At 65.8% G+C, this 24,685-nt stretch carries 18 protein-coding genes; 12 read left to right on the top strand and 6 right to left on the bottom strand.

Annotated features, from left to right (window positions below; translation table 11 throughout):
• Positions 1-8: 8 nt before the first annotated feature.
• Positions 9-1,625, bottom strand: coding sequence for an FAD-dependent oxidoreductase (locus tag KMZ68_RS02415; protein WP_215614322.1), 1,617 nt, complete (start codon positions 1,623-1,625; stop codon positions 9-11).
• Between the two features lie 137 nt (positions 1,626-1,762).
• Between KMZ68_RS02415 and KMZ68_RS02410 the strand changes: the two genes are divergently transcribed.
• Positions 1,763-2,278: a MarR family winged helix-turn-helix transcriptional regulator gene (locus KMZ68_RS02410; RefSeq protein WP_249779678.1), complete on the top strand. Its 516-nt coding sequence runs from the start codon at positions 1,763-1,765 to the stop codon at positions 2,276-2,278.
• Positions 2,279-2,315: 37 nt separating this feature from the next.
• Here KMZ68_RS02410 and KMZ68_RS02405 read toward each other — a convergent pair whose 3' ends face one another.
• The 3 genes from KMZ68_RS02405 to KMZ68_RS02395 form a co-directional block, all read right to left on the bottom strand.
• Positions 2,316-2,660, bottom strand: coding sequence for a RidA family protein (locus KMZ68_RS02405; protein ID WP_215614321.1), 345 nt, complete (start codon positions 2,658-2,660; stop codon positions 2,316-2,318).
• Between the two features lie 12 nt (positions 2,661-2,672).
• On the bottom strand, positions 2,673-3,554 hold the full coding sequence (locus KMZ68_RS02400) for an NAD(P)-dependent oxidoreductase (RefSeq protein WP_215614320.1): 882 nt from the start codon (positions 3,552-3,554) through the stop codon (positions 2,673-2,675).
• Between the two features lie 72 nt (positions 3,555-3,626).
• On the bottom strand, positions 3,627-4,433 hold the full coding sequence (locus KMZ68_RS02395) for an N-acyl homoserine lactonase family protein (RefSeq protein WP_215614319.1): 807 nt from the start codon (positions 4,431-4,433) through the stop codon (positions 3,627-3,629).
• A 352-nt stretch (positions 4,434-4,785) separates the two neighbouring features.
• Between KMZ68_RS02395 and KMZ68_RS02390 the strand changes: the two genes are divergently transcribed.
• The 4 genes from KMZ68_RS02390 to KMZ68_RS02375 all read left to right on the top strand — a co-directional run bounded on the left by KMZ68_RS02390 (position 4,786) and on the right by KMZ68_RS02375 (position 11,314).
• Complete coding sequence (locus KMZ68_RS02390) at positions 4,786-6,264, top strand: caspase family protein (RefSeq protein WP_215614318.1); 1,479 nt, start codon at positions 4,786-4,788, stop codon at positions 6,262-6,264.
• 175 nt (positions 6,265-6,439) lie between these two features.
• A complete protein-coding gene (locus KMZ68_RS02385; RefSeq protein ID WP_215616155.1) occupies positions 6,440-7,090 on the top strand; it encodes an OmpA family protein in 651 nt (216 codons plus the stop codon).
• Between the two features lie 178 nt (positions 7,091-7,268).
• The gene (locus KMZ68_RS02380; protein ID WP_215614317.1) at positions 7,269-8,183 is read left to right on the top strand and encodes an efflux RND transporter periplasmic adaptor subunit; all 915 of its coding nucleotides are present in this window, start codon (positions 7,269-7,271) and stop codon (positions 8,181-8,183) included.
• Positions 8,183-11,314 (top strand): efflux RND transporter permease subunit, encoded by a 3,132-nt coding sequence (locus tag KMZ68_RS02375; protein WP_215614316.1) that lies wholly within the window; start codon positions 8,183-8,185, stop codon positions 11,312-11,314. The genes KMZ68_RS02380 and KMZ68_RS02375 overlap by 1 nt, the downstream gene beginning before the upstream one ends.
• A gap of 14 nt (positions 11,315-11,328) precedes the next feature.
• Here the strand turns inward: KMZ68_RS02375 and KMZ68_RS02370 are convergent, their stop codons facing one another.
• Complete coding sequence (locus KMZ68_RS02370; RefSeq protein ID WP_215604555.1) at positions 11,329-12,003, bottom strand: Crp/Fnr family transcriptional regulator; 675 nt, start codon at positions 12,001-12,003, stop codon at positions 11,329-11,331.
• Positions 12,004-12,219: 216 nt separating this feature from the next.
• Between KMZ68_RS02370 and KMZ68_RS02365 the strand changes: the two genes are divergently transcribed.
• The 3 genes from KMZ68_RS02365 (at position 12,220) to KMZ68_RS02355 (ending at position 18,205) form a co-directional block, all read left to right on the top strand.
• Complete coding sequence (locus tag KMZ68_RS02365) at positions 12,220-14,295, top strand: AsmA family protein (RefSeq protein ID WP_215614315.1); 2,076 nt, start codon at positions 12,220-12,222, stop codon at positions 14,293-14,295.
• Between the two features lie 190 nt (positions 14,296-14,485).
• Entirely contained in the window at positions 14,486-16,966 is a 2,481-nt protein-coding gene (locus tag KMZ68_RS02360) for an adenylate/guanylate cyclase domain-containing protein (protein WP_215614314.1), read from the top strand.
• 336 nt (positions 16,967-17,302) lie between these two features.
• Positions 17,303-18,205: an efflux RND transporter periplasmic adaptor subunit gene (locus KMZ68_RS02355; RefSeq protein ID WP_215614313.1), complete on the top strand. Its 903-nt coding sequence runs from the start codon at positions 17,303-17,305 to the stop codon at positions 18,203-18,205.
• Between the two features lie 270 nt (positions 18,206-18,475).
• On the opposite strand, the gene KMZ68_RS02350 is transcribed toward KMZ68_RS02355, so the two are convergent.
• On the bottom strand, positions 18,476-19,336 hold the full coding sequence (locus KMZ68_RS02350; RefSeq protein WP_215614312.1) for a caspase family protein: 861 nt from the start codon (positions 19,334-19,336) through the stop codon (positions 18,476-18,478).
• A gap of 456 nt (positions 19,337-19,792) precedes the next feature.
• On the opposite strand from KMZ68_RS02350, the gene KMZ68_RS02345 reads away from it, so the two are divergent.
• From KMZ68_RS02345 to KMZ68_RS02330, 4 genes are all read left to right on the top strand, one after another.
• Complete coding sequence (locus KMZ68_RS02345) at positions 19,793-21,526, top strand: hypothetical protein (protein WP_215614311.1); 1,734 nt, start codon at positions 19,793-19,795, stop codon at positions 21,524-21,526.
• Positions 21,527-21,645: 119 nt separating this feature from the next.
• Positions 21,646-22,371, top strand: coding sequence for a thermonuclease family protein (locus KMZ68_RS02340; protein WP_215614310.1), 726 nt, complete (start codon positions 21,646-21,648; stop codon positions 22,369-22,371).
• A gap of 72 nt (positions 22,372-22,443) precedes the next feature.
• Positions 22,444-23,280, top strand: coding sequence for an LssY C-terminal domain-containing protein (locus tag KMZ68_RS02335; protein ID WP_215614309.1), 837 nt, complete (start codon positions 22,444-22,446; stop codon positions 23,278-23,280).
• A gap of 134 nt (positions 23,281-23,414) precedes the next feature.
• Positions 23,415-24,602, top strand: a complete 1,188-nt coding sequence (locus KMZ68_RS02330) for a pyridoxal-phosphate-dependent aminotransferase family protein (protein ID WP_215614308.1) — start codon at positions 23,415-23,417, stop codon at positions 24,600-24,602.
• Positions 24,603-24,685: the final 83 nt, after the last annotated feature.

Here is a 24,685-nt window from a genome sequence, read left to right as displayed (position 1 = left end):
CCGGAACCTCAATTTGTGCCGGTTGCGCGCGCCAGCGCGGCGTCGAGCGCTGAGCGGGTCGGCTGCCGGAAGCGCGCGGCGACATAGCCGTCCGGCCGCAGCAAATAGGCGGTACCGGGCTCGGCATCGTAGCGCGCGCCAACCAGGCCGGCGGGATCGGCAAGGCCATCCTTGCCGCCGATCCGGATCACGCCGACGCCATCAGGCACCTCGGGCGCCGCGCCATTGGCGAATTCCAGCAGCGTGAACCGCTTTCCCGCTTCGATGAAGGCGTCAGTCAAATATGTGGGATCGCCGGATCGTGCGGCAACCGGCGCGTCCGGCATCGAAGCGCCAGGCCGCGGACCGCCGCGCCACGTCTCTGAGTCGGCGGTCGACAACGGCGAATCGTAGATCGAGGGAACCGAAAGCCGGCCGCCGTTGATCATGCGCTTGCCGAATTCGGTTTCCTTGGCGAGCGACAGCACCGCCTTGCGCAGCCGCGCCTCCTGGCGCGAAACCGGCGCCATGAAGTCGGTCGAGCGGGTCGATTCGCGAATGTTCTCGTCGGCCGCAGCGCTGCGTTCGAGATGATAGCTCTCCAGCAGGGCCTCCGGCGACAGCTTGCGCAGCACGCGGTCGAGTTTCCAGGCGAGGTTCTCGGCGTCTTCGAGGCCCGAATTGGCGCCCCTCGCGCCGAACGGCGAGACCTGGTGCGCGGCATCGCCGGCAAAGATCACGCGGCCGTGGATGAACTTGTCCATCCGCCGGCACTGGAACTTGTAGAGCGAGATCCATTCGAATTCGAACTTGTCATGCCCCAGCATGCGCGCGATCCGCGGCCGCACATTCTCCGGCCGTTTCTCGACCGCGGGATCCGCATCCGGACTGAGCTGCAGATCGATCCGCCAGATGTCGTCCGGTTGCCGGTGCAGCAGCGCCGACCGGCCGGCATGGAACGGCGGGTCGAACCAGAACCAGCGTTCGGTCGGAAATGCCGCGCTCATCTTGACGTCGGCGATCAGAAACTGATCCTCGAAGACTTTGCCGGCGAATTCCGCGCCCACCATCTGCCGCAGCGACGACCGGGCGCCGTCGCAGGCGACGAGGTAGTCGGCGCGCAGCCGGTAGGATCCCTCAGGGGTGTCGACCGTCAGCACCGAATGATCGTTGCGCTGCTCCAGCCCGGTCACCTTGTTGCGCCAGCGCAGGTCGATCGCGGCAAGTTCCCGCACCCGGTCCACCAGATAGGCCTCGGCATAGAATTGCTGGAGGTTGATGAAGGCGGGCCGCTTGTGCCCTTCCTCCGGCAGCAGGTTGAACTGGTAGAGCTGCGAGGCGCCGTGAAAGATCTTGCCGACGCTCCAGACCACGCCCTTGTCGACCATGCGCTGGCCGATGCCGAGCCGGTCCCAATATTCCAGCGAGCGCTTGGAGAAGCAGATCGCGCGCGAGCCCTCGCCGATCCGGTCGGCATCGTCGAGCAGCACGACGCGATGGCCACGCTGCGCCAGATCGATCGCGAACGACAGCCCGACCGGTCCGGCGCCGACCACGACCACCTGATGACGCGCCGCGTCGCCGTCAGCGCGATCCTGATCGGGATGACGCCGGTAACCGAACTGGATGTGGGACTGCTGCGCCATGCGGCTACAAACCTTGCGACTAGCCAAGGGCCTGCGACTCTGCTAATTAGTCGCATCTGCAACTATCTTAAACCCTTTGGGTGTTCGGCCGTCAACTCAAATTGGAGCGATTTTTGCCAAAAGCGTCTTCGAACCAAGTGGGCTCCGGTTCACGCGCCGAAGACGCGCCCGGAGAAAGCTCCAAACTCGACCTCTTCAGCTTTGTGCCGTTCCGCCTGAACCGGCTGGCGGCCGAGGTCTCCTCCGCGCTCTCCAGCGAATATCAGGAGCGCTACGGGCTCGACATTCCGGAATGGCGCGTGCTGGCGACGCTCGGCTTCCGCAACGAGGCCTGCAGCGCGCAATACATTTCGCACTGCACCCGAACCCACAAATCCACCATCAGCCGCGCCGTCACCACGCTGATGCAGCGGCAGCTCGTGGAACGGGTCGCGAATGCGGACGACCGTCGCGAGTTTGCGCTGCGCATGACGCAAAAGGGCAAGGCGCTGTACCGGGAACTGATCCCGCGCTTGTTGCGCCGGGAGCAGGAAATCCTGTCCTGCCTCTCGGCTCAGGAGCGGAAAACTTTCGCCGCCATGCTCGGCAAGATCGAGAAAAGCCTCGACCTGGTGCAGACGGCGAAGGAAGCGGGCGTCAAGGACGCGTATTGACAGTATGCGTCACGGCCGGGCGCCATAGAGGCCGGTCTCACTTCACTGCCGTCACCACGATCTCCACGATATGCGGCGGTTCGAGATCGACGCCGATGCAGGCCCGCATCGGAGGATTCCTGGCGTCGACCCATTCGTCCCAGGCGCGGTTCATCTCGCTCTTGCGCTTCATGTCGGTGATGTAGACGATCGCCGAAAGGATCTTGCTCTTGTCCGAGCCGCACAGTGCGAGGCTCTCGTCGATGCGGGCCAGCGCCTTTGCGCTCTGCTCATACATCGAGGACGTCACCGGATCGGGCGCGACCGCCACCGTGAGCACGAGGTCGCCATGAACGACGGCGCGGCTGCGTGTCGGCGTAAGGCCGGGAAAGCGATTGATCATGGCCAACTCCGGTTAGCGTCCGCCTACATACTTCGCGATGATGGGAAAATACGCCCCGCCCGAGCCGGCATCGATCGCTTCCTGCAGAATCCTGCCGGTCAGCTCGGCGCCGCGGATCTTGATGCCGGCGTCGCCGGCCAGTTCCAGCGCATAAGACAGATCCTTCAAGGCATATTCGGTCGAGAAGGCGCGTTCGGGAAAATTGCCCGGCACGATCGCCTTCATGCCGTGATTGCGCAGCGCGAAGCTGTCGGCCGATCCCTTCGAGAGGGTGTCGAGCAGCAGCGCCGGATCGACGCCGTTGTGTTTGGCCAGCGCCACCGCTTCGGACAGCGCGTTGACGGTTTCGAACAGCACCATGTTGTTGAGGATTTTTGTAACCTGCCCGGCGCCGACGCCGCCGCAATGGGTGACATCGGTGGCAAAGCAGCGGATCAGGGGCTCGATCGCGGCGAAGATTTCATCCGTCGCGCCGACCATGACGCTGAGCGTGCCGTCCTGCGCCGCCTGGCGCGTGCGCGCGATCGGCGCGTCGGCCCAGGTCGCGCCCCTGGCCTGCAACTGGCCTGCGAAATCGCGGGTCTGGTTGACCGAAGAAGTGCCGAGATCGACCACGACCTGGCCCTTGCGGATGTGCTTCAGGATGCCATCGCCGCCAAACACCGCGTGCACGTGCTTGGCGCTGGGCAGGCACAGGAACACGATGTCGCTGTTGTTGACGACGTCGGCGACAGACGCGGCGATGCCGGCGCCGTCCGCAGCCAGCCGCGCCAGCGGCTCCGGCGAAAGATCGAAGGCAAGCACGGGCGCGCCGCTTTTCCTGACGAGGTTGCGGCAGATCGGCTCGCCCATCACGCCGAGGCCGATGAAACCGATGGTCTTGTAGTCTGGCATGAGTTTGCTCTTTTTTGTTTGGCGCGTTTTCCCGATTGCGGACCGGTACCCGCGTCGCTCGAAAACGCCTTGTTATTTGACGAAGGAACGTGACGGCGGCAGATGCAGGGCAAATGCGTCGGCGTTGTCGCCGGCGCGCGGATAGATGTCGCAGACCAGGGGATCATGGCCGGGAATGACGCGATCGGGATGACCGGCAAGGCGCTGCGCGATATCCCAGCCCTCGAACATGTCGCCGAGATTATAGATGATCGGGAACGGGCTGCGGCGATGCATGTTGCCGTAGTAATGCGAGGCGTCCGACGCCAGCACCACCGGGCCGCGCGCGGTCTCGACCCGCACCACCTGCAGGCCGTCGGAGTGGCCGCCGACCCGATGCAGCGTCACACCGGGCGCGACCTCGCCATCGCCGTTGTGGAAGGTGACGCGCTCGCTGAAGACATGCCGCACCATCAGCGTGACGTGCTCCACCGAAAACGGATGCCGCAGCAGGCCCTGGCACATGCAGCGCCCGGTCGCATAGCTCATCTCGCGGTCCTGCAGATGAAACCGCGCATTGGGGAAGCGATCGAGATTGCCGGCGTGATCGTAATGCAGATGCGTGACGACGACATCCCTGATGGCGCCGGCGTCAACGCCGAAGCGCGCCAGCGCATCGACCGGATTGAGCGTGAGCCTGCGGCCGCGCGCCTGCGCCTCTTCCGCATTGAAACCGGTGTCGACCAGAATATCGCGACCGTTTCCGCGGATCAGCCAGACGAAATAATCGAGGTCTTGCGCCGTGGTTTCGTGGGGATCCGGCAGCAGGTAGTTCATGTGGGGGGTGCGCGGCGACATCGTCGCATAGCGCAGGGCGTAGATCTCGTAGGCGTTTCCCATCGGCTGTACTTTTCTTCCTGATTTTCCGATCGCGGCACCAAGCCACCGCCGATCCGAAAGGTCAAACCGGATGGTTCGCGGCGGCTCCACGGTCGCGCCGCAGGAGGACCCGCCATGCGCCTGATCCCCCAGCCCTGCCCGCTGCAACGCACCCGCAACCCGCGATCACGGGACCGCCAATCCGTGTCACGGTTTATTCCCCCGCCTTGTCGCGGTTAATTGTCGCAATTGCGATCGGCTTCACAACCAGTTGACAGGCTCGGCGACCCCGGTTTGATAATGCGGTTTGCGTAGAGTAAGGTCGCCGAGGCGCAAGCTGGTGTCGGCGCTTTGTTGGCTGGACTGCCGTTTTATGAAAATCCGCATCGCATTATTTCTGATTTCGGTTTTGTCGGTTATCCCGATTGTCCCGTCGGTCGCTGCGGGCGCGGAGCGCTTTGCACTTGTCATCGGCAACGCGAAATATCCCGACGCCGAGGCGCCGCTCAAGGAACCGATCAACGACGCCCGCGCCATCGCCGACGAACTCAAGCGCGACGGCTTCAGCGTCGAGGTCGGGGAAAATCTGACCGGCGACGCGATGCGGCGCGCCTTCGACAAGCTTTACGGACGGATCAAGCCCGGCTCGGTGGTGTTGCTGTTCTTCAGCGGATTCGGCGTGCAGTCCGGCCGCCAGAGCTACATGATTCCGGTCGATGCCCAGATCTGGACCGAGCCGGACGTTCGCCGCGACGGCTTCAGCCTGGAGACGGTGCTGGGCGAAATCAACAGCCGCGGCGCCGGGGTCAAGATCGCCTTGATCGACGCCTCCAGACGCAACCCGTTCGAGCGCCGGTTCCGCAGCTTTTCCGCGGGGCTGGCGCCTGTGATTGCGCCGAACGGAACGCTGGTGATGTATTCGGCCGCGCTCTCTTCGGTGGTCAGCGACAATGGCAGCGACCGCAGCCTGTTCGTGCGGGAATTGCTCAAGGAAATTCGCGTTCCCGACCTGATGGCCGAGGAAACCCTCAATCGCACCCGCGTCGGCGTCACCCGCGCCTCCCGCAGCGAACAGGTGCCGTGGATCTCCTCCTCTTTGGCCGAGGATTTTTCCTTCATCCCGGGCACCGGCGCCAAGCCGGCCGCCCCGGGTCCGGTGGCGGCGTTACCCCCGGCAACTCCTCCGGCACCGCCTCAAGCCGCTCCCCAGGTCGCTCCCCCGCCGCTGCCGCGCGTCGAACCGCCACCGCCGCCGCGGGTCGAGACGCCGGCGCTGCCGCAGCCGCCCAAGCCGGCCGAAGTCACCCTCGCTCCGCCTGAAAAGCCGGCCGAAGGGCCGACCGCCGTCGCGCTGGCCGATGACCCGACCATCAAGAGCCTGACCCAGAAGCTCGCCGCCAATCCCGACGACGCCGGCGCGCTGTACCGGCGCGGGCAGGTCTATGCCAGCAAGGGCGCCTACAGCCTTGCCATCAAGGACTTCGACAACTCGCTGCGGCTCAACCCCAAGGACGTGGAAGCCTATAACAACCGCTGCTGGGCCCGCACCGTGATCGGCGACCTGCAGGCCGCCCTGAAGGATTGCAACGAAGCGCTGCGGCTGCGCCCGAACTTTGTCGATGCCCTCGACAGCCGCGGTCTCGTCAACCTGAAGAGCGGGCAGACCAAGAATGCAATTGCTGATTTCGACGCCGCCCTCAAGATCAACCCGCGATTGACCTCGTCGCTGTACGGGCGCGGCCTCGCCAAGCAGCGAAACGGCTCGATTTCCGAGGGCGAATTGGATATATCCAATGCCAAGGCCATGGATCCGAATATTGTCAAGGAATTCGCGAGTTACGGGGTACGTTAACGATTATTTGAGTAAGGGGCCGGCGCGGCCTCGAACCCCCAGGCAGGCGCCAGAGACAAACCCAAGGAAGTAGCCACGCCGGGAGGTGGCCGGGCTCCGCCCGATCTGTCCGGCGGCTCATCGAGCATCGATTGGAACCGCGCCGACAGCGCAGGAGGGACTGGCAATGACCAAGATGTCTGGAAGGAAAAATCTCACCGCAATCCTTTCGATCGTGACGATCGGCGCCGCGCTTTCTTTCGGAATGGCGAAGGCCGTCGCCGCCGAGGATGTCACCGAGGATCAGATCGTCCGCGCGCTTGCGCCGGCCAAGAAGCCGCTGACCCGCGGCCTCTCGGTGGGTCCGAAGGTCGACCCGGCGGTCAGCGCCGAGGAAGGACGCTTTGTCCAGAAGATCCGTGGCCGGCCCTCGCGTTCGCTGTCGGTCAACGAGCGCGAGGAAATCGCCACCCTCGCCAAGGACAAGCCGAATATCGATCTGGAAATCACCTTCGATTACAACTCGGCCGACATCAGCGCCAAGTCGCTGCCCTCGGTTCAGGCCCTCGGAAAGGCCCTTTCCAATCCCGATCTGAAGGGCTCGACCTTCGTGGTGGCAGGCCATACCGACGCCGCCGGCGGCGAGGCGTACAATCAAGACCTCTCCGAACGCCGCGCCGACTCGATCAAGCGCTACCTGACCGACAAGTTCGGCATTGCCGGCGCTGACCTCGTGACCGTCGGATACGGCAAGAGCAAGCTCAAGGATCCCGGCCACCCGCTCGCGGAAGTGAACCGCCGCGTACAGGTCGTCAACATGGCGAGCACGACCACCGCATCCAAGTAAGTGAATTGTGGTGCCGGGTAGAGTTTTGCGGCTGCAGCCTCCGTTCCGACCAGATCGGATCGGAGGCTCCGTGTTTATTTGACGCATTTTCCTGGCGCGAGCCGGTATCCACTTCGCTGGAAAACGCTATAAAAGCGTCTCCACCCGTCCCACCCGATAGGTCTGGATTGATCCGGCGATGAAGCTCTCCGAATATCTCAAACCTGCGATCGGCGTGGTCGTCGTTGTCGTGCTGGGGGCCGGATACTACTGGTTCGAGCACCGTCCGCGGCCTGAGGAAAAAGACACCCCGTCCAACGCCCTCGTCATCGTCACCAAAACCACCAACGCCTGTTTCTCCGACATGGTGCGGGTCACCGGCTTCATCGTGCCGCGCCGGGAAGCGGTGGTCGGCGTCGAACAGGAAGGCTCCAGGGTTTCCGAGGTGCTGGTCCGCGAAGGCGACATGGTCACCGAGAATCAGGAACTGGCGCGGCTGACACCGCCGCCTCAGCAGGCCGGCGGACGACCCGGGCCGACGGTGCTGCGCGCCCCGGCGGCCGGCCTCGTCACCGAAGTCAGGACCATCGCCGGCGCGCCCGCTTCGCCGCAAGCCGGGCCGATGTTCCGGATCTCCGTCAACAACGAAATCGAACTGGATGCCGAAGTACCGGCGATCCACATGCTGAAACTCAATCCCGGCGCGTCGGCGCGCGTCAGCCGGGACAACGTGCCCGACCTGATCGGGCGCGTGCGGCTGGTCTCGCCGCAGATCGACCGCAGCACCCAGCTCGGCCACATCCGGATCTCGCTGACCAATAACCCGTCGCTCAAGATCGGCATGTTTGCCCGCGCCAACATCGACGCCAAGCGCAGCTGCGGCGTCGCCATTCCGCGCACCGCCATCGACCATCTGACCGTGCAGGTGGTGAAGGGAAACACCATCGAGACACGCAAAGTGAAGGTCGGACTGGTGTCCGATACTTCGACGGAAATCCTCGAGGGCCTCGACGTCGGCGAAATCGTCGTGGCCGACGCCGGCACCTCGCTGCATGACGGCGACCAGATCAAGACCATGTTCGCCGAGGAACTCGATCGGGTACGGGTGCGCTGATGGCTCTGAATATCTCGGCCTGGTCGATCCGGAACCCGCTCCCCTCGATCGTCTTCTCGATCATCCTGCTGGTGCTGGGCTGGGTCAGCTTCACCAAGCTCGCGGTGACGCGGCTGCCGAGCGCCGACATCCCCGTGATCTCGGTTGCGGTCTCGCAATTCGGCGCGGCGCCGGCCGAGCTGGAGTCGCAGGTCACCAAGACCATCGAAGACGGCGTCTCCGGCGTCGAGGGCGTGCGGCATATCTCATCCTCGATCACGGACGGGCTGTCGCTGACCACGATCCAGTTCGCGCTCGAAACCAACACCGACCGCGCGCTGAACGACGTCAAGGACGCCGTCACCCGCGTGCGCGCCAACCTGCCGCAGAACGTCAACGAGCCGCTGATCCAGCGCGTCGACGTGATCGGCCTGCCGATCGTCACCTATGCCGCGATCTCGCCCGGCAAGACGCCCGAGCAATTGTCCTATTTCGTCGACGACGTCGTCAAACGCGCGCTGCAGGGCGTGCGCGGCGTCGCCCAGGTCGAGCGCATCGGCGGTGTCGAGCGCGAGATCCTGGTGTCGCTCGATCCCGACCGGCTGCAGGCCGCCGGGCTGACCGCCGTCAATGTCAGCCAGATCCTGCGCGGCACCAATGTCGACCTCGCCGGCGGCCGCGCCGAGATCGGCAAGAACGACCAGGCGATCCGCACGCTCGCCGGCGCCAAGACCCTCAACGATCTCGCCGGCACCATGATCCCGCTGTTCGGCGGCGGCGAGGTTCGTCTTGACGATCTCGGCACCGTCACCGACACCATCGCCGATCGCCGGACCTTCGCGCGCCTGAACGGCGAGCCCGTGGTGGCGCTCGGCATCAAGCGCTCCAAGGGCGCCAGCGACGTGGTGGTCGCCGCGGCCGTGCAGAAGCGCATCGATGCGCTCAAGGTTGCCTATCCCGACGTCGACCTCAAGCTGATCGACACCTCGGTGGAATTCACCAAGGGCAATTATGAAGCCGCGATTTCGACCTTGTTCGAAGGCGCCATCCTCGCCGTCATCGTCGTGCTGCTGTTCCTGCGCGACATCCGCGCCACCATCATCGCCGCGATCTCGCTGCCGCTGTCGATCTTCCCGGCGTTCTGGGCGATGGACCTCCTCGGATTCTCGCTGAACCTCGTCAGCTTCCTCGCCATCACGCTGTCGACGGGCATTCTGGTCGACGACGCCATCGTCGAAATCGAGAACATCGTGCGCCACATGCGGATGGGCAAGTCGCCGTATCGCGCCGCGCTGGAGGCCGCCGACGAGATCGGCCTCGCCGTCATCGCGATCTCGCTCACCATCATCGCGATCTTCGCGCCCGCAAGCTTCATGTCGGGGATCGCCGGGCAATTCTTCAAGCAATTCGGCATCACGGTGTCGGTGCAGGTGTTCTTCTCGCTGCTCGCCGCGCGCTTCGTCACGCCGGTGCTGGCGGCCTATTTCCTGAAGGATCATCCGCACGAAGACCCGCCGCCGGGGCGCATCCTGCAAACCTATACGCGGCTCGTCACCTGGTCGGTGAAGCATTACTTCATCACCGTGCTGGCCGGTTTCGGCATCTTCGCCGCCTCGATCTGGAGCATCACGCTGTTGCCGCAGGGCTTCCTGCCGGCACAGGACACCGCGCGCTCGCTGCTGGCGATGGAGCTGCCGCCGGGCTCGCAGCTCGCCTACACCGAGAAGGTCACCGAGGAGATCGTCACGCGCCTGCGCAAGCGGCCCGAGATCAAGAGCATATTCGTCGACGGCGGCCGCGTGCCGCCCGGCACCTTCGAGGTGCGCCGCGCCGCCCTGATCATCAACTACACGCCGAAGGCCGACCGCAAGATCACCCAGCGCGAACTCGAGCTGGCGATCTCGGGCGACCTCGAAAGCGTTCCCGACATCCGATTCTGGTTCCTCGACGAAAACGGCTTGCGCGCGATCTCGCTGGTGGTCACCGGCGTCGACAGCAACATCGTCGGCAACGTCGCCAGCGAGCTGGCGACGCAGATGAAACGGATTCCGATCGTCGCCAACGTGATCTCCGAAACCTCGCTCGACCGGCCCGAGCTTCGCATCCAGCCGCGGGCCGAGCTCGCAGCAAGACTCGGCGTCTCCACCGAGAGCCTGTCGCAGACCATCCGGGTCGCCACCATCGGCGACGTCGGCCCGGCGCTGGCGAAATTCGACGCCGGCGGCCGGCTGGTGCCGGTCCGCGTGCAGCTCGAGGACGCCGCGCGCGGCGACCTGCAAATCCTCGAACAGTTGCGGGTGCCGCTCGGCCAGCGCGGCGAGAAGGGCGGCGTGCCGCTCTCCGTCGTCGCCGACATCAAGCTCGATCAGGGCCCGACCAGCATCAACCGCTACGACCGGGAACGCCAGGCCACGGTGGCGGCCGACCTCGTCGGCTCCGCCGCGCTCGGCGACGCCACCAAGCTGATCTACGACCTGCCGGTGATGAAGAGCCTGCCCAAGGGCGTGAAGGTCAGCCCGTCGGGCGACGCCGAAAGCCTGAACGAACTGTCGGAAGGCTTTGCCACCGCGATCACCACCGGGTTGATGATGGTCTATGCGGTGCTGGTGCTGCTGTTCGGCACCTTCCTGCAGCCGATCACCATCCTGTTCTCGTTGCCGCTCTCGATCGGCGGCGCCATCGCGGCGCTGCTCCTGACCGGCAAGCAGCTGACGACGCCGGTGTGGATCGGCATCCTGATGCTGATGGGCATCGTCACCAAGAACGCCATCATGCTGGTGGAATTCGCGGTCGAATCGATCCGCGAGGGCAATCCGCGCGAATTTGCGATCATCGACGCCGGCATCAAGCGCGCGCGCCCGATCGTCATGACCACCATCGCGATGGCGGCCGGCATGATGCCGTCCGCGCTGGCATTCGGCGCCGGCGGCGAATTCCGCTCGCCAATGGCGCTCGCCGTGATCGGCGGACTGGTGTTCTCCACCGTACTGTCCTTGGTGTTCGTGCCGGCGATGTTCATGATGATGGACGATCTCGGCGCGCTGATCTGGCGCTTCGGCAGGAAACTCTTGGTCTCCAGCGGCGAGAACGAGCAGCCGCCGGGCGACCACAAGCCGCCGCCGGCCATCGTGCATTCACCCGCGGCGGAGTAGGCGCCGTTATCGCCCTACTCGTTCCTTGCCACCGCCGTCAGCTTGGTCATGTTCTGCAGCAGGATGCGGCCGCGCTGCAGGTCCAGGATGCCGTCCTTGCGCCACAGCTGCAGTTGACGGTTGACGCTCTCGCGCGCGGCGCCGACGAACACGCCGAGCTGCTCCTGCGAGATGTGCACCTCGGAGCCGAAATCGGACGACAGCGCGCAGAGCCGGCGCGCCAGCCGCACCGGCAGCGGCTGCAGCATCGATTCCTCCATCCGCTCGCTCATCCAGCGGATGCGCTGGCACAACAGCGCGATGATCTTGACCGCGACGCGGGGCTCGCGTTCGAGAAAACTGAGAAAATCCTCGCGCCGCAGCACGAACAGTTCGGTGGGCTCGCCGGCGGTGGCGTCCGCGGTGCGGCTCTGGCCGTCGAGCACCGCGACCTCGCCGAACAGGTCGCCGGGGCCGAGAAAGTTCAGGGTCAGGCGGCTGCCGTCCGATGCTCCGGTCTCGATGCGGATTTGCCCGCGCCGGACCCCGAACAGGGCGTCGCCGGCGTCACCCTTCTGGAACAGCATCTCGCCCACCCCGAGGTGCTGGGTGTGGCAGAGGCTTGAGATTCGCTGCAATTCGTCGGAACCCAAGTCCGCGAACATCGGATTCATCTTGAGAATGACCGCAAATTCGGCCGCTTTGCTCATTGCAATGCCTTCCAGAGGGATTCGAGATCGACAAAATAACCGTTAGCGAAGCTTGTGGCCTGTGAAGTGTGTCATATGTCACATAACTTTGCAGCACCCCCGGACTATTTTTACTGGCTTTGAGCGGTTTCCCCTTCCGGGATAAGCTCAACCACAAGGCCCGCCGCTACGGCCGGGCCGAATTCGCGCGCAGCTGGCCCGGTCTGGAATGTCGAGATGAAAGCATTGAAAATCGCCGGAGCCGCCGTCGCCGCCGTGATCGTGGTGGCGGCATTGCTGCTGATCGTCGGCGGCCCCTCGGGATTCCTGACGTCGGAGATCCAGACCCGGGTGGAGCGCGAGACCGGCTACAAACTGACCATCGCCGGCGCCACCAGGATCGGGATCTGGCCATCCCTCAACGTCAAGCTGAACGACGTCACGCTGCAGGACCCCAAGGACCGCAACGGCGCGAGCCGCCTGACCGTCGGCAGCCTCCAGGCCGACGTGACGCTGTCGAGCCTGTGGTCGGGCCGCCCGCAAGTCACCGAACTCGTCATCGACAAGCCGGTGCTGCATTTGCCGCTGCTGCGCGAACGCTCGGGACAGCTGATTTCATCCGCCAAACCCGCAGCCGCACCGGGCGAAGCCGGCAAGGCCGCGATCGATCGCGTCACCGTGACCGGCGGCGCGGTGGTGTTCTCCAACCTGCGCGACCGCGTCGAAAATCGCATCGACGGCATCGACGCCGAGATGAGGATGGGCGCCGACCGCAAGATCAAGATCACCGGCGCTGCGAAGACCGGCGGCCATCCGCTCAAATTCGACATCCGCGCCACCGCGCCGCAACCGCCGCTGGAACGGCAGAACATTCCGGTCGAGATCGGCTTTGAGGCGCCCAGCCTGTTGCAGGCCTCGCTGGCGGCCAAGGCCGAGGTCCGGCTCAATGGTTCGACCGTGATGATCAACGGCCTGTCCGGCACGCTCGGCGACGGCGCGTTCAACGGCTGGGCATCGGTCGATCTCGCCAGCAAGCCGCTGGTCAAGCTCGATCTCGACTTCCAGCGGCTCGACATAGGCGCCAAGGCGCCGCCCTCGTCCGGCGCGCAGGCCTGGAGCAATACGACGTTCGACGTCAGCGGTCTGAACTATGTCGACGCGCAGGTGCGGGCTTCCGCCGCCGAATTCAGCATCGCGGGAGCGCATTTCGCGCCGGCCGCGATCGACGCCACGCTCGGCAGCGGCGTGCTGAAGGTGCGGTTTTCCAATCTCGGCGCCTATGGCGGCCAGGCCAGCGGCGAGGTCACCGCGGACGCCGCCGCGGCCGAGCCGAGCTTCGCGCTGCGCGGCGACCTTGCCGGCGTCCGCGCCTTGCCGCTGCTGACCAGCACCGCCGATTTCGACAAGCTCGACGGCAAGATGCAGGCGAAAATCTCGGTGCGCTCCACCGGCTCGAGCCAGCGCGCCGTCATGGCGAACCTCAATGGCACGGCGTTCGTCGTGTTCCAGGACGGCGCGATCATCGGGCTCAACGTCGCCAAGATGATCCGCTCGCTGACCTCGGGCACGCTGTCGGGCTGGCAGGAGAAGCAGGACCAGGTCACCGATCTCTCGCAATTGTCCGCCTCGTTCCGCATCGACAAGGGCCAGGCCGTCACCACCGATCTCAATTTGGTGGGACCGCTGGTGAAGATGACCGGCGTCGGCACCATCGACCTCGGCACCAAGCAGATCGCGTTCCGGGTCGACCCGAAACTGGTGATGACCACCGAAGGCCAGGGCCGCGCCTCCGATCCGGTCGGGCTCGGCATTCCCGTGATGATCGACGGGCCGTGGGCGCAGCCGCGCATCTATCCCGACATGGCCGGCATCCTCGACAATCCGGACGCCGCCTATGCCAAGCTCAAGGAGATGGGCAAGGGCCTGTTCGGCAAGGACGGCGGCGGCCTGGGCGGGCTGCTCGGCGGATTGACCGGAGGCGGAACCGCCGGCGGTGGGTTGGGCACGGATGGACCGGCCGGCGGCGGCTTGTCGGCCGACAAGCTCGGCGAAACCCTCGGCAATCTGATCCAGCAGGGCCTCGGGCTGGGGCTCGGACAAGCGCCGCCAGGCCAGGGTTCAAGCCAAGGTCCAAACCAAGTCCCAAGCCAGGTCCCAAGCCAGGCCCCAAGCCAAGGCCGCAGCATTCCCGCGCCGGGCTCCCCCGTTCCGGCCGCGCCGCCGGCACCTGCGCCGCAGAACGAGACCATCCCGCAAGCCCCGCAGGACAGCCCGGCGATGAACGAGGTGCTGCGGCAATTGTTCAACCGCTGACATTCTCACCTCCCCACCGCCGCCGCGGTATCCCCACCCCGGCCCTCCCCCGCTAGCGGGGGAGGGAGAAGAAAACTGCCCAAAATGGCGGCTAACCACGCTGGCCGACAGCCCGGCCAACCCCCTCGAATTGTGCTAAACACAGCCCGGCTGAGCGCAAACCTCTGATGGGGAGCGCACGAGGATCTGGATGAACGGCGTCAGGGACAAAGTCTGGTTTCTCCGCGAAGGCCTGTTCGCCAAATACGTCGCCGCGCTGGTCGGGCTCGTGGTGTTCGTGCTGGCCGTCAACGGCGCGATGGAGACCTGGATCAGCTACCGCGGCACCCGGGTCGCGCTGGTCGACGCGATGGGCGAGAAAGCGGAAGCCACCGCGCTGCGGATCGAGCAGGCGATTTCGGAGCTGGAACGGCAGATCAGCTGGGTGACCCGCGCCAGCGCGACCTCGAGCCTCGAAAGCAGGACGCTGGAGCAGCGCCGCGCCGACTATGCCCAGCTGTTAAACCAGGTGCCTGCCGTCAGCCAGCTCTCGTTCCTGAACGGCGCCGGCCGCGAGCAGCTTCGGCTGACCCGCACCGCGGTGAGCTCCGGCGGCGCCGATTTTTCCCGCGACATCCGCTTTACCGAAACCGCTGCCAGGGGCGTCATCTTCGCGCCGGCCTATTTCGTCGGCTCGCGCCCCTTCATGTCGATCGCGGTGTCGCATTCCGGCTTCAACGCCGGGGTGACGCTGGCCGAGATCGACCTGCGCTTCCTCAACGATTTCCTCGGCGATGCCCAGGTCGGCAAGGCCGCTTACGCCTATGTGGTCGACGCGCGCGGCCAGGTGCTGGCGGGCTCGAAGGGCCCGGAGGTCGGCAAGGAACTCGCCGCACTGCCGCAGGTCGCCGCCCTGCTGAAGCCGGACGGCGCGCCGCTCACCTCGGGCACCGGCATCGACGGCCAGGCGGTGCTGACGGCGTCGAACGCGGTGCCGAAACTCGGCTGGTACGTGCTGTTCGAGCAGCCGACCGCGCAGGCGCTGGCGCCGATCCGCGACCAGCTGGTGCGGAGCGCGCTGTTGATCGCGCTCGGCCTGCTGGTTGCGATCCTCGCCGGCACAGTGCTGGCGCGCCGGATGCTGATTCCGATCACCGCCTTGCGCGCCGGCGCACGGCGGCTCGGCGCCGGCGATTTCAGCCACCGCATCGAGGTGCACACCAAGGACGAACTGGAAGAACTGTCCGACCAGTTCAACAGCATGGCCGGCCGGCTGCAGGAGACCTATGAGGGCCTCGAGACCAAGGTTGAGGAGCGGACGCGGGACCTGGCGCGCTCGATCAACGAGCTCAAGGTGCTCGAGGAGGTCGGCCGCGCGGTGTCGTCCTCGCTCGATCTCAACGCGGTGCTGCCGACGGTCGCCGCCCGCGCGCTGGAAATCACCCATGCCGACGCGGTGCTGATCTACGGCTATGACGCGACCAGGCATCAGTTCAACCTCTCTGAAGCCATCGGCATCGACAAGGCGGCCGAGGGCCGGCATCTGCAGATCGACCAGGAGAACAGCGTGCTCGGCCAGGCCGCCAGCCAGGGCGAGCCGATCGCCGTTCCCGATCTCACCAACGCGGCCGAGCATCTGTTGCATGACGTCGCGGCCGAGGCCGGCTTTCATTCGATGCTGGTGGTGCCGCTGGTCGACCAGAAAGGCATCCTGGGCTCGCTGGTGGTGCTGCGCCGCGCGGCCGGCGAATTCTCGCCCAACCTGATCGGGCTGATGAAGACGTTCGCGCACCAGTCGGTGCTGGCGATGCGCAATGCGCGGCTGTTCACCGAAGTCGACGCGAAGGGCCGTGAACTGGAAACGGCGCACACCACCGTGCAGCAACAGGCGGCCAAACTGCAGGAACAAACCGAGCAGCTCAAGAACTGGAACAAGTCGCTGGAGGAGCGGGTCGAGAAGCAGCTCGGCGAGATCGAGCGCATCCGGAGGCTGGAGCGCTTCCTGCCGCCGCAGGTGGCGCAGCTGATCGCCTCCTCCGACGGCCATGATTCGCTGCTCGACAGCCACCGCCGCGAAGTCACCGTGGTGTTCTGCGACCTGCGCGGCTTCACCGCCTTCACCGAGGCGACCGAGCCGGAAGAGGCGATGAACGTGCTGCGCGAATATCACGCAGCACTCGGCGAGCTGATCTTCCGCTACGAGGGCACGCTCGACCGCTATGCCGGCGACGGCGTGATGATCCTGTTCAACGCGCCGATCCAGTTCGACGATCACGTCAGGCGCGCGGTGAAGATGGCGGTCGAGATGCGCGACACCATCGGCCAGCTGACGCAGAAATGGCGCAACCGCGGGCATAGCCTCGGTTTCGGCGTCGGCATCGCGCTCGGCTACGCGACGCTCGGCCAGATCGGCTTCGAGCAGCGGCTCGAATACGCCGCGATCGGCAGCGTCACCAACCTCGCCTCGCGGCTGTGCGACGAAGCCAAGGCCGGCCAGATCGTGGTCAGCCAGCGCGTGTTCGGCATGGTCGAGCCATGGGCCGAAGGCCGGCAGCTGGAAGACCTGACGCTGAAGGGCTTCAACCATCCGATCCTGGCGGTGGAGATTTTGCGCTGGAAAGAGGAAGGCGTGGCGGGGGCGGCGACGGCAGAGGTGCCGGTCGCGGACCGGCGACGGAAGCTGCCGTCGTGACTTGAGCGCGCCGCCTCCCGCCCCGGACGCAGCGCCTGCCGCAGGGCCGCAACAAAAAATCGCAAAACGACCCCATGCAAAGTAGAATGCCCGGCTCGGAGGATTCGAGTCCTGAGCGATGGCTTCCGCGTCCACCGCATCCCTGCCCAACGTTCAGCTTGGATGCGCCGGGGGCAGCTTAGCGCGTCGGCTCGGACGGATGAAATTCCGCCGGAGGAATGAAGCCCGGCCATGACGGCGAGGGGTAGGCGCTTCACCTGCAGGGGGACCTACCGCTTGGCGTCCGAGCTGCCCTTCTGGTATCGATGTCCCCCAGTAACCGGGACTGGAACGCCGATGAACCATCTCACCGCGCCCTACCTTTCACGCAGGCTGCTCACCCCGGCCCTCGCCGCCCTGCTCTTTCTCGCCTCCCCCGCGCTCGCCGCCGAGGAGCCCGAGGCGGCGCCGAAGGGCGCGGCGGTCACCGTGTTCAAGGCGGCCAAGGCCTGTTTCGCCAATATTGTCGAGGTTTCCGGCGTGCTGATCGCGCGGGAGGAGACGTCGGTGCGGCCGGAGCGGCCGGGCCTGAAGGTTTCCGAAATCCTGGCCGAGCCGGGCGACACCGTCACCGCCGGCCAGGCGCTGGCCCGGCTGGCGCTGCCCGAGGGCGGCATGCAGGTGGTGCAGTCGCCGGTGGCCGGGCTGATCTCGACGTCCTCGGCGGTGATCGGCTCGATCGCAGGGGGCAAGGGCGAGGCATTGTTTTCCATCATCGCGCGCAGCGAATTCGACCTGGTCGGCATGGTGCCGGTGCGGGATATTTCCAAGCTCGCGGTCAACCAGACCGCGCGGATCAAGATCATCGGCGCCGGCGAGGTCGAGGGCAAGGTGCGGCGGGTGGCCTCGACCATCGAGCCCAACAGCCAGCTCGGCCAGGTGTTCGTGTCGGTGGTGCTGCCGCGGCGGCTGTTGGTGAATTCATCCGGCCGCGCGCTGATCAAGACCGGGCAGAGCTGCGGCATCTCGGTGCCGCTGACCGCGATCCTCTACGGCTCGGCCGGCACCGTGGTGCAGGTGGTGCGGCGGTCGCGGGTCGAGACCAAGCGGGTGGAAGTCGGCCTGATGTCGGCCGGCCAGGTCGAAATCCGCGAGGGGCTGCAGGAAGGCGACACCGTGGTGGCCCGCGCCGGCGCGCTGTTGCGCGAAGGCGATCCGGTGCGGCCGGTGGCGATGTCGGCGGCGGAGGGGAAGAAGTAGGGGCGCGCATTCGCGCGACCCGTTGGCGCCTCCTCAAGGGTGAGGATCTGGAGACCCTCATGGTGAGGAGCGCAGCAAAGCTGCGCGTCTCGAACCACGAAGGCCAGGAACCGTCGCTCTCCGAGATGAACGCTTTCGTCATGGCCGGGCTTGTCCCGGCCATCCACGTTTTTGCGGCGGCACTGTCAAGACGTGGATGCCCGGCACAAGGCCGGGCATGACGGAAAATGCATCAGTGCCTGCGTTCGCAGGGACGACGAGAAAAAGGGTTCAGCTGCCGGCGTTCGCCATGGCGGCGAAGGTGACGTCTTCGAGCAGGGATGACGACACCGAGGGCACCTGCTCGCCTTCGGATGCGCGGGAGATGGCGATGCGGGTCTTGTTGAAGGCGGCCTCGACGCCGGTCAGCTCCGGGTTGAGATGCGTGAGCAGCTCGGTCATCAGCACGCTGTTGGGCGCTTTCGAATCGTCGGCGACCTTGCCCGGCGTGGCCGAGGACAGGATCAGCGCGTTGTCGGGAGCGACGATCGGGGCGAGGCCGTGCGAATAGGCGCGGAAGCGGCGCTCATAGGGGTTGCGGCGGGAGGCGTCGACCACGACGAGCTTGGCGCGGGCGCCCTGCTCCTTCATCGCCGACAGCACGGATTCGACGCTGACGCCGTCGCGGCGCACATCGAATTCCTTCCAGATCTTGGCATCGACCGGGATCATGTAGCTCTCGCGGCCGGCCTGCACGCCGTAGCCGCCGAAGAACAGCATCACCACGGAATCCTTCCTGATCTTGGATTTCATCCGGGCGACGGCGCGGCGCATGTCGTCCTTGGTGGCGTCTTCGATGACGTCGACGTCGAAACCGGACTGGCGCAGGCTCGCGGTCAGCGCGCGGGCGTCATTGATCGGCTGGGCCAGCGGCGCATTGGCGTCGGGATAATGGCCGTTGCCGATGACGAGCGCGATCCGGGACGCCTTGCCGGCGGCATCAGTGCCCTGCTCCGAGGCGATCGCCTTGGCCGCATCCAGCGCGCGCTTGTTCAGCGCGGCATGGGCGCCGATCGCCAGCGACAGCACGCCGACCAGGGCCGCGGCAATGGTGAGCGAGCGGCGGGAGATGCTGATATGCCAGAACTTCATCTCGGTTCATTCCTGCTCATCGGCACAGCCGCGATCCGTTAGTCGCGTCAACGCCAATTAGGTTTGAGGGGTTGCCGGGGGTTTGCCGCCCAATTGCGCTCAATTTGCGGCGCTGCAACAGGGAAGGCTTTAGCCTGTAGGGGCATTGCCGGCAACCTCGTTTGGCGAATGGGCCCCTGCGGACCGCGGGGTTGATGTAAATTCCTTCGATACTACAGTGAGTTACGTTTCCCGTCGTGCTGCTTTATTGGGCCGAGATTGCCGCCGAATCGCGCTTTTTCGCTGTGATGTCGGTCACATTTGTATTTCGCGGGCCTTCGTATAGTTTTTCCAATGACTTGAAGATTCAGGGCGTGCAGGGTTTCGAAGGCGGCAGCCGCGCGGTCAGCGGTGTTCCAGGCAGCCTGGCGGGACGTGCCAAACGGACCGCGACAAAGAAGCTCCGAGAGAAACCTCATGACCTTGCACAGCATCGCCGGCGCCGCCTTCCGCGCGCTGACGGCCCGGAAGGACGGCCCGTCCCTCTACGATGTGTGCGATCCCCTGCTGCTGAAATACACCGGCGGCGACCCGCATCTCGGCAAGTTCTATCGCACCGCGCTCGGCAATCCGGCGCTGCGGCCGCTGCTGCGCCGGACCGGGCTTTCCGAATTGCGCGACGAGCCGAAGCTGCGGGCCTTGCGCGCGGCCCTGCGGCAGGCGCGCGACGACGAGACGCCGGACTGGGCCGCGATCGGCGTACCGGTCGCCGAACTGCTGGACACCATCGAGCTCGCCCATCCCCGGCCGAGGGCGGCGCCGCCGCCGGCGCGCGCGCCGGATCTCGCCAGAATCGACGGCGCGATCCGGAGCTGCGGCGAGCATCTGCTGAAATCGTTCGAGCGCAACGGCTTCATCCCGACCTATGCCGCCTTCAACCTGATCGGCGATCCCGACCTGCGCGGCCGCGAGATGGCGATGGCGCTGACCGGGCTGAATTCGCGCGGCTACAAGAATTCGACCCTGCTGTTCAACCTGGCGCGGGCCTTCATCGCCCGCTCGCCGGCGCGCGCGCTGATCAACCCGCCGTGGAAAGGCATCGCCGAGCCGATGTGGGAGCCGATGCAGATCCGGCACCGCTCGGCCTATTACGACGCCTTCTTTACCGAGGCCTTGCTGAGCTTCGTCGAGACCGGGCTGGCCTCGGCGGATCAGGCCGGCGCGTCGCGGCGCGCGATTGCCGACATGGTCGAGTTCTGCCTTGCCACCAGCCGCGAGGAAGTGCGCGGCCATGACGGCGCGGCCTTCAGCGTGATCACCGCGCTGGCGCCGCTGCCGCATCCGCGGTTCTCGAAATTCTTCGCCCAGATCAAGCAGGATCTCGGCTTCGGCATCTACGTGCCGGATTGCGACACCACCGCCTGTTCGTTCTCGGCGGCGACGCAGGCGGGCTCCACCGATCCGATCCTCGACCAGCCGCTGCTCGATTTCTATGCCGGCTATCAGGTGACGGCAGGCGCCAACGAGCCCAAGGTGACGGTGCCGCTCAACGACAACATCGATTACGAGGGCGGCGTCGTCACCTGGATCGACAATCTCGAAGGCGAACGGCCGTTCGGCAACGATCTCGATCCGACGCTCAATCTCGACATCCTCGAGGTCAGCTTCCGCAACCTGGCGCGGTGGAAGGTGCTGGAGACCCCGGCGCGGCTGAAGACCGTTCAGCGCATCATCGGCTTCCAGAAGCGGCTGGCCGCAAGCGGCGCCTTCGCAGATCCGCGCTCGCACATCTATTACCTGCCGGAGCTCTACTGCGCCTATTTCGGCCGCTGCTACGCAGCCTTCATCGCATTGCCGCCGGCCGCGCAGCGCGCGATCGATCCCGATGACAGCTTCGATTACATCCGCGGCCGGGTGCTGGCCTATGTGCAGACCGAGCTCACCGCCCACGAGATGAACGCGTTCGACGCCGCACTGGCGCTGATCGCGCTCGGCCATCTCGGCGCCGCCCCCGCGACCTTCACCGCGGCGCTGCATTGCATCGTCGGCGGTCTCGGCGAAGGCGGCCGGCACGGGCCGTTCAAGGCCTATGAGTGGAACAAGATGAAGACCCCGACCCGCATCCTGGTCGGCGGCCCCGAGGTCACCTCGGCCTTCGTGCTGATGGGGCTTTCGCTGGCGCGACGGGCGATGATGGAGGCAAGAGCGTAGGATGACGGTAGCGTAAAGTTGAAAGCGCCCGCAGCCTCGGCGCTGGTACGCGAGCCCAATCCGCACCACAATCCGCGACTACGGCGATAGCGATTCCCCTTCGGATGCGGCCTGATTGCATGTTCATGAAATTCCTGTTGGCGCTCCTTCTGTTGCTGCTGCCCGCGATCGCCGACGCCGCCGACGTCACCGGGGTTCCCAAAATCCGCGAGGGCGATCACATCCAGATCGGCCATATCAGGATCCGGCTCGGCGGCATCGACGCGCCGACGGCCGACCAGCTCTGCCTCAACACCAAGGGCGAGCGCTGGACCTGCGGGGTCGCGGCGCGCGACGAACTGATCAAGCATGCCGGCGGCAAGAGCTGGACCTGCCATGTCAGGCAGACCGACCGTCGTGGCCGCCAGGTGGCGCGCTGCGAGGTCGGCGGCGAGGACATCCAGAAATGGATGGTGGCGAATGGCTGGGCGCTGGCCTATCTGCGCTTCTCCAAAGACTACGAGGCGGACGAGAAGGCGGCGCGCGAGGCCAAGGCCGGGATGTGGCAGGGCGCGTTCATCGCGCCGTGGGACTGGCGGGTCCGCAACAAGAAGACCGCCATTCTCGGCGCCGTCAAACCGCCGGAAAACGCGCGCGCCATCCTGCTGGCGTCCGCCTCCGGGTCGGTGGCGCCCTCGCCGGACTGCACCATCAAGGGCAACGTCAACCGCTCCGGCGAATGCATCTATCATACGCCGGCCAGCCGCTGGTACGCCAAGATCCAGATGAAAGTCAGCAAGGGCACGCGCTGGTTCTGCTCGGTCGAGGACGCCGAAGCCGCCGGCTGCCGCGAGACGCGGCGATAGCGCGATTGCCCAATCGTGCTAGGCTTCGCGACCCGGGATTGCGGAGCAATCCGGGATCGCGGAGCGCTCGATGTGACCGACACCGACAGCGTGCAACCCAAGGGCTTACCGAAACACCGTCGGCTGAAGCGCGCGGCGCTGATCGCGCTTGCGGCGGTCGCCGCCTACGCGGTGCTCGCCTATCTGGTGCTGCCGGCGCTCTGGACCCATTACGAGCACCAGAAGGGCCTCGCCGATCTGCCGATGGTGACCAGGACCGGACAGGGCATTCCCGGCGATCCGATCAATGTCGGGCTGGTCGGCGACACCAAGGACGTGCTGTGCGCCATGCACGCTGCGGGCTGGTATCCCGCCGACCCGATCACGCTGAAATCATCGGTCGAAATCGCCGGCAGCGTGCTGCTCGACCGCCCCTATCACGACGCGCCGGTCAGTAATCTCTATTACCTCGGCCGCCGCGAGGATCTCGCCTTCGAAAAGCCGGACGGGCGCAGCGCCGATCACCGCCATCATGTGCGGTTCTGGAAGGTGCTGGACCAGGGCGAGGAAAAGCGGCCGGTCTGGCTCGGCGACGCCGCCTTCGACAAGGGCGTCGGCGTCAGCCATTACACCGGCGCCGTCACCCACCACATCGATGCCGATGTCGACGCCGAGCGGAAATTTCTCGCCACCGATCTGGAGGCGGCCGGAATGGTGCAGGCAAAATACCAGGTCTCCGGCGTCGGGCCGACCATGGCCGGGCGCAATGGCGGCGGCGATCCCTACTACACGGACGGCGAGGTGTGGATTCTGCGGCTGGTCGAGGCCTGCCGCAAGCGCACCGGCCCCGCCGTCGTAATTCCGAGCCCGGCCGCGACCGAGATCAAGGATCAGGTCTGGCAGGCGGTGGCCGGGGCGTTGCGGAAGTGACCGCGAATTTCCGTCATTGCGAGGAGCCAACGGGTCGCAATGACGGGCTTGATATATTATCTTCATGCCAACTTGAGTTTCCCATCATTCCCCTGCATCCCCTCCTAGAGCAGACCCAAAAAGGAACAAGAAAAATGACCGTTCGCGCGGGCCGGGAATTTCTGGCTATCCCCGGGCCTACCACCATGCCCGACGAAGTGCTGCGGGCGATGCATCGTCCGGCGCTGGACATCTATTCCGATCAGATGATCGGCATGACCGACAGCCTGCTGCGCGATCTGTCGAAACTGTTCGCCACCAAGGGCCGCTCCTACATCTATATCGCCAACGGCCACGGCGCCTGGGAAGCGGTGCTCACCAACGTGCTGTCGCGCGGCGACAAGATCCTGGTGCTGGAGAGCGGCCGGTTCGCGATCGGCTGGGGCAACGCCGCGGCCGAGATGGGCGTCGAGGTCGAGGTGCTGAAGGGCGACTGGCGCCGCGCCATCCGCCCGGCCGAGGTCGAGGCGCGGCTGCGTCAAGACAAGGACCACAGCATCAAGGCGATCCTCGCGGTGCAGGTCGATACCGCCTCCGGCGCCTATAACGACATCGAGGCGATCGGCAAGGCGATCAAGGCGGCCGGTCATCCGGCGCTGTTCATGGTCGATGCGGTGGCATCGCTCGGCTGCATGCCGTTCGAGATGGATGCCTGGGGCATCGACGTCGCGATGTCCGGCTCGCAGAAGGGCCTGATGGCGCCGCCCGGCCTCGGCTTCGTCGCCGCCAACGACCGCGCCCGCGAGGTGCACAAGACCGCCGGCTTGCGGACGCCCTACTGGGACTGGACCCAGCGCGAAGGCAGCGAGCACTACCAGAAATACGCCGGCACGGCCCCGGTGCACCTGTTGTTCGCGCTGCGCCAGGCCATCGACATGCTGTTCGAGGAACAGCTTCCGAACGTGTTCCAGCGTCATCGCCTGCTCGCCGAAGCGGTGCGCCGCGCGGTCGCGGTCTGGGCCGAGGGCCAGGTGCTCGGTTTCAACGTCGCGGAGCCGAACGAACGCTCCAACACCGTGACCACCGTGGTGATGTCCAACGGCCACGATCCGGTGGCGCTGCAGCGCTATTGCAAGGAGAAATGCGGCGTGGTGCTGGGCGTCGGGATCGGCGAACTCTCCGGCCAGGCGTTCCGCATCGCCCATATGGGGCACGTCAATGCGCCGATGATCCTGGGCACGCTCGGCGTCATCGAGGTCGGCCTCAACGCGCTCGGTATCCCGCACGGCAAGGGCGGCACCGAAGCCGCGATCGACTGGCTCGGGGAAAGTGTGAGCCCCTAAAGCCGCGCGAAGCCTTTCCTCCATCCCTGTATTCGTGCTTATAATGATCTAACGATAAATAAGCAGCCGACGACGGCGCGATA

Source organism: Bradyrhizobium sediminis (assembly GCF_018736105.1).
Classification (GTDB): Bacteria; Pseudomonadota; Alphaproteobacteria; order Rhizobiales; family Xanthobacteraceae; genus Bradyrhizobium.
The sequence above is the reverse complement of the archived record's forward strand: the minus strand, read 5'-3'. Positions and strand labels throughout refer to the sequence as shown.

What these genes read in the sequence shown, in the direction of transcription:
- KMZ68_RS02415 (WP_215614322.1), bottom strand. Translation starts at nt 1,625, where the DNA reads ATGGCGCAGCAGTCCCACATCCAGTTCGGTTACCGGCGTCATCCCGAT.
- KMZ68_RS02405 (WP_215614321.1), bottom strand. Translation starts at nt 2,660, where the DNA reads ATGATCAATCGCTTTCCCGGCCTTACGCCGACACGCAGCCGCGCCGTC.
- KMZ68_RS02400 (WP_215614320.1), bottom strand. Translation starts at nt 3,554, where the DNA reads ATGCCAGACTACAAGACCATCGGTTTCATCGGCCTCGGCGTGATGGGC.
- KMZ68_RS02395 (WP_215614319.1), bottom strand. Translation starts at nt 4,433, where the DNA reads ATGGGAAACGCCTACGAGATCTACGCCCTGCGCTATGCGACGATGTCG.
- KMZ68_RS02390 (WP_215614318.1), top strand. Translation starts at nt 4,786, where the DNA reads ATGAAAATCCGCATCGCATTATTTCTGATTTCGGTTTTGTCGGTTATC.
- KMZ68_RS02385 (WP_215616155.1), top strand. Translation starts at nt 6,440, where the DNA reads ATGTCTGGAAGGAAAAATCTCACCGCAATCCTTTCGATCGTGACGATC.
- KMZ68_RS02380 (WP_215614317.1), top strand. Translation starts at nt 7,269, where the DNA reads ATGAAGCTCTCCGAATATCTCAAACCTGCGATCGGCGTGGTCGTCGTT.
- KMZ68_RS02375 (WP_215614316.1), top strand. Translation starts at nt 8,183, where the DNA reads ATGGCTCTGAATATCTCGGCCTGGTCGATCCGGAACCCGCTCCCCTCG.
- KMZ68_RS02370 (WP_215604555.1), bottom strand. Translation starts at nt 12,003, where the DNA reads ATGAGCAAAGCGGCCGAATTTGCGGTCATTCTCAAGATGAATCCGATG.
- KMZ68_RS02365 (WP_215614315.1), top strand. Translation starts at nt 12,220, where the DNA reads ATGAAAGCATTGAAAATCGCCGGAGCCGCCGTCGCCGCCGTGATCGTG.
- KMZ68_RS02360 (WP_215614314.1), top strand. Translation starts at nt 14,486, where the DNA reads ATGAACGGCGTCAGGGACAAAGTCTGGTTTCTCCGCGAAGGCCTGTTC.
- KMZ68_RS02355 (WP_215614313.1), top strand. Translation starts at nt 17,303, where the DNA reads ATGAACCATCTCACCGCGCCCTACCTTTCACGCAGGCTGCTCACCCCG.
- KMZ68_RS02350 (WP_215614312.1), bottom strand. Translation starts at nt 19,336, where the DNA reads ATGAAGTTCTGGCATATCAGCATCTCCCGCCGCTCGCTCACCATTGCC.
- KMZ68_RS02345 (WP_215614311.1), top strand. Translation starts at nt 19,793, where the DNA reads ATGACCTTGCACAGCATCGCCGGCGCCGCCTTCCGCGCGCTGACGGCC.
- KMZ68_RS02340 (WP_215614310.1), top strand. Translation starts at nt 21,646, where the DNA reads ATGTTCATGAAATTCCTGTTGGCGCTCCTTCTGTTGCTGCTGCCCGCG.
- KMZ68_RS02330 (WP_215614308.1), top strand. Translation starts at nt 23,415, where the DNA reads ATGACCGTTCGCGCGGGCCGGGAATTTCTGGCTATCCCCGGGCCTACC.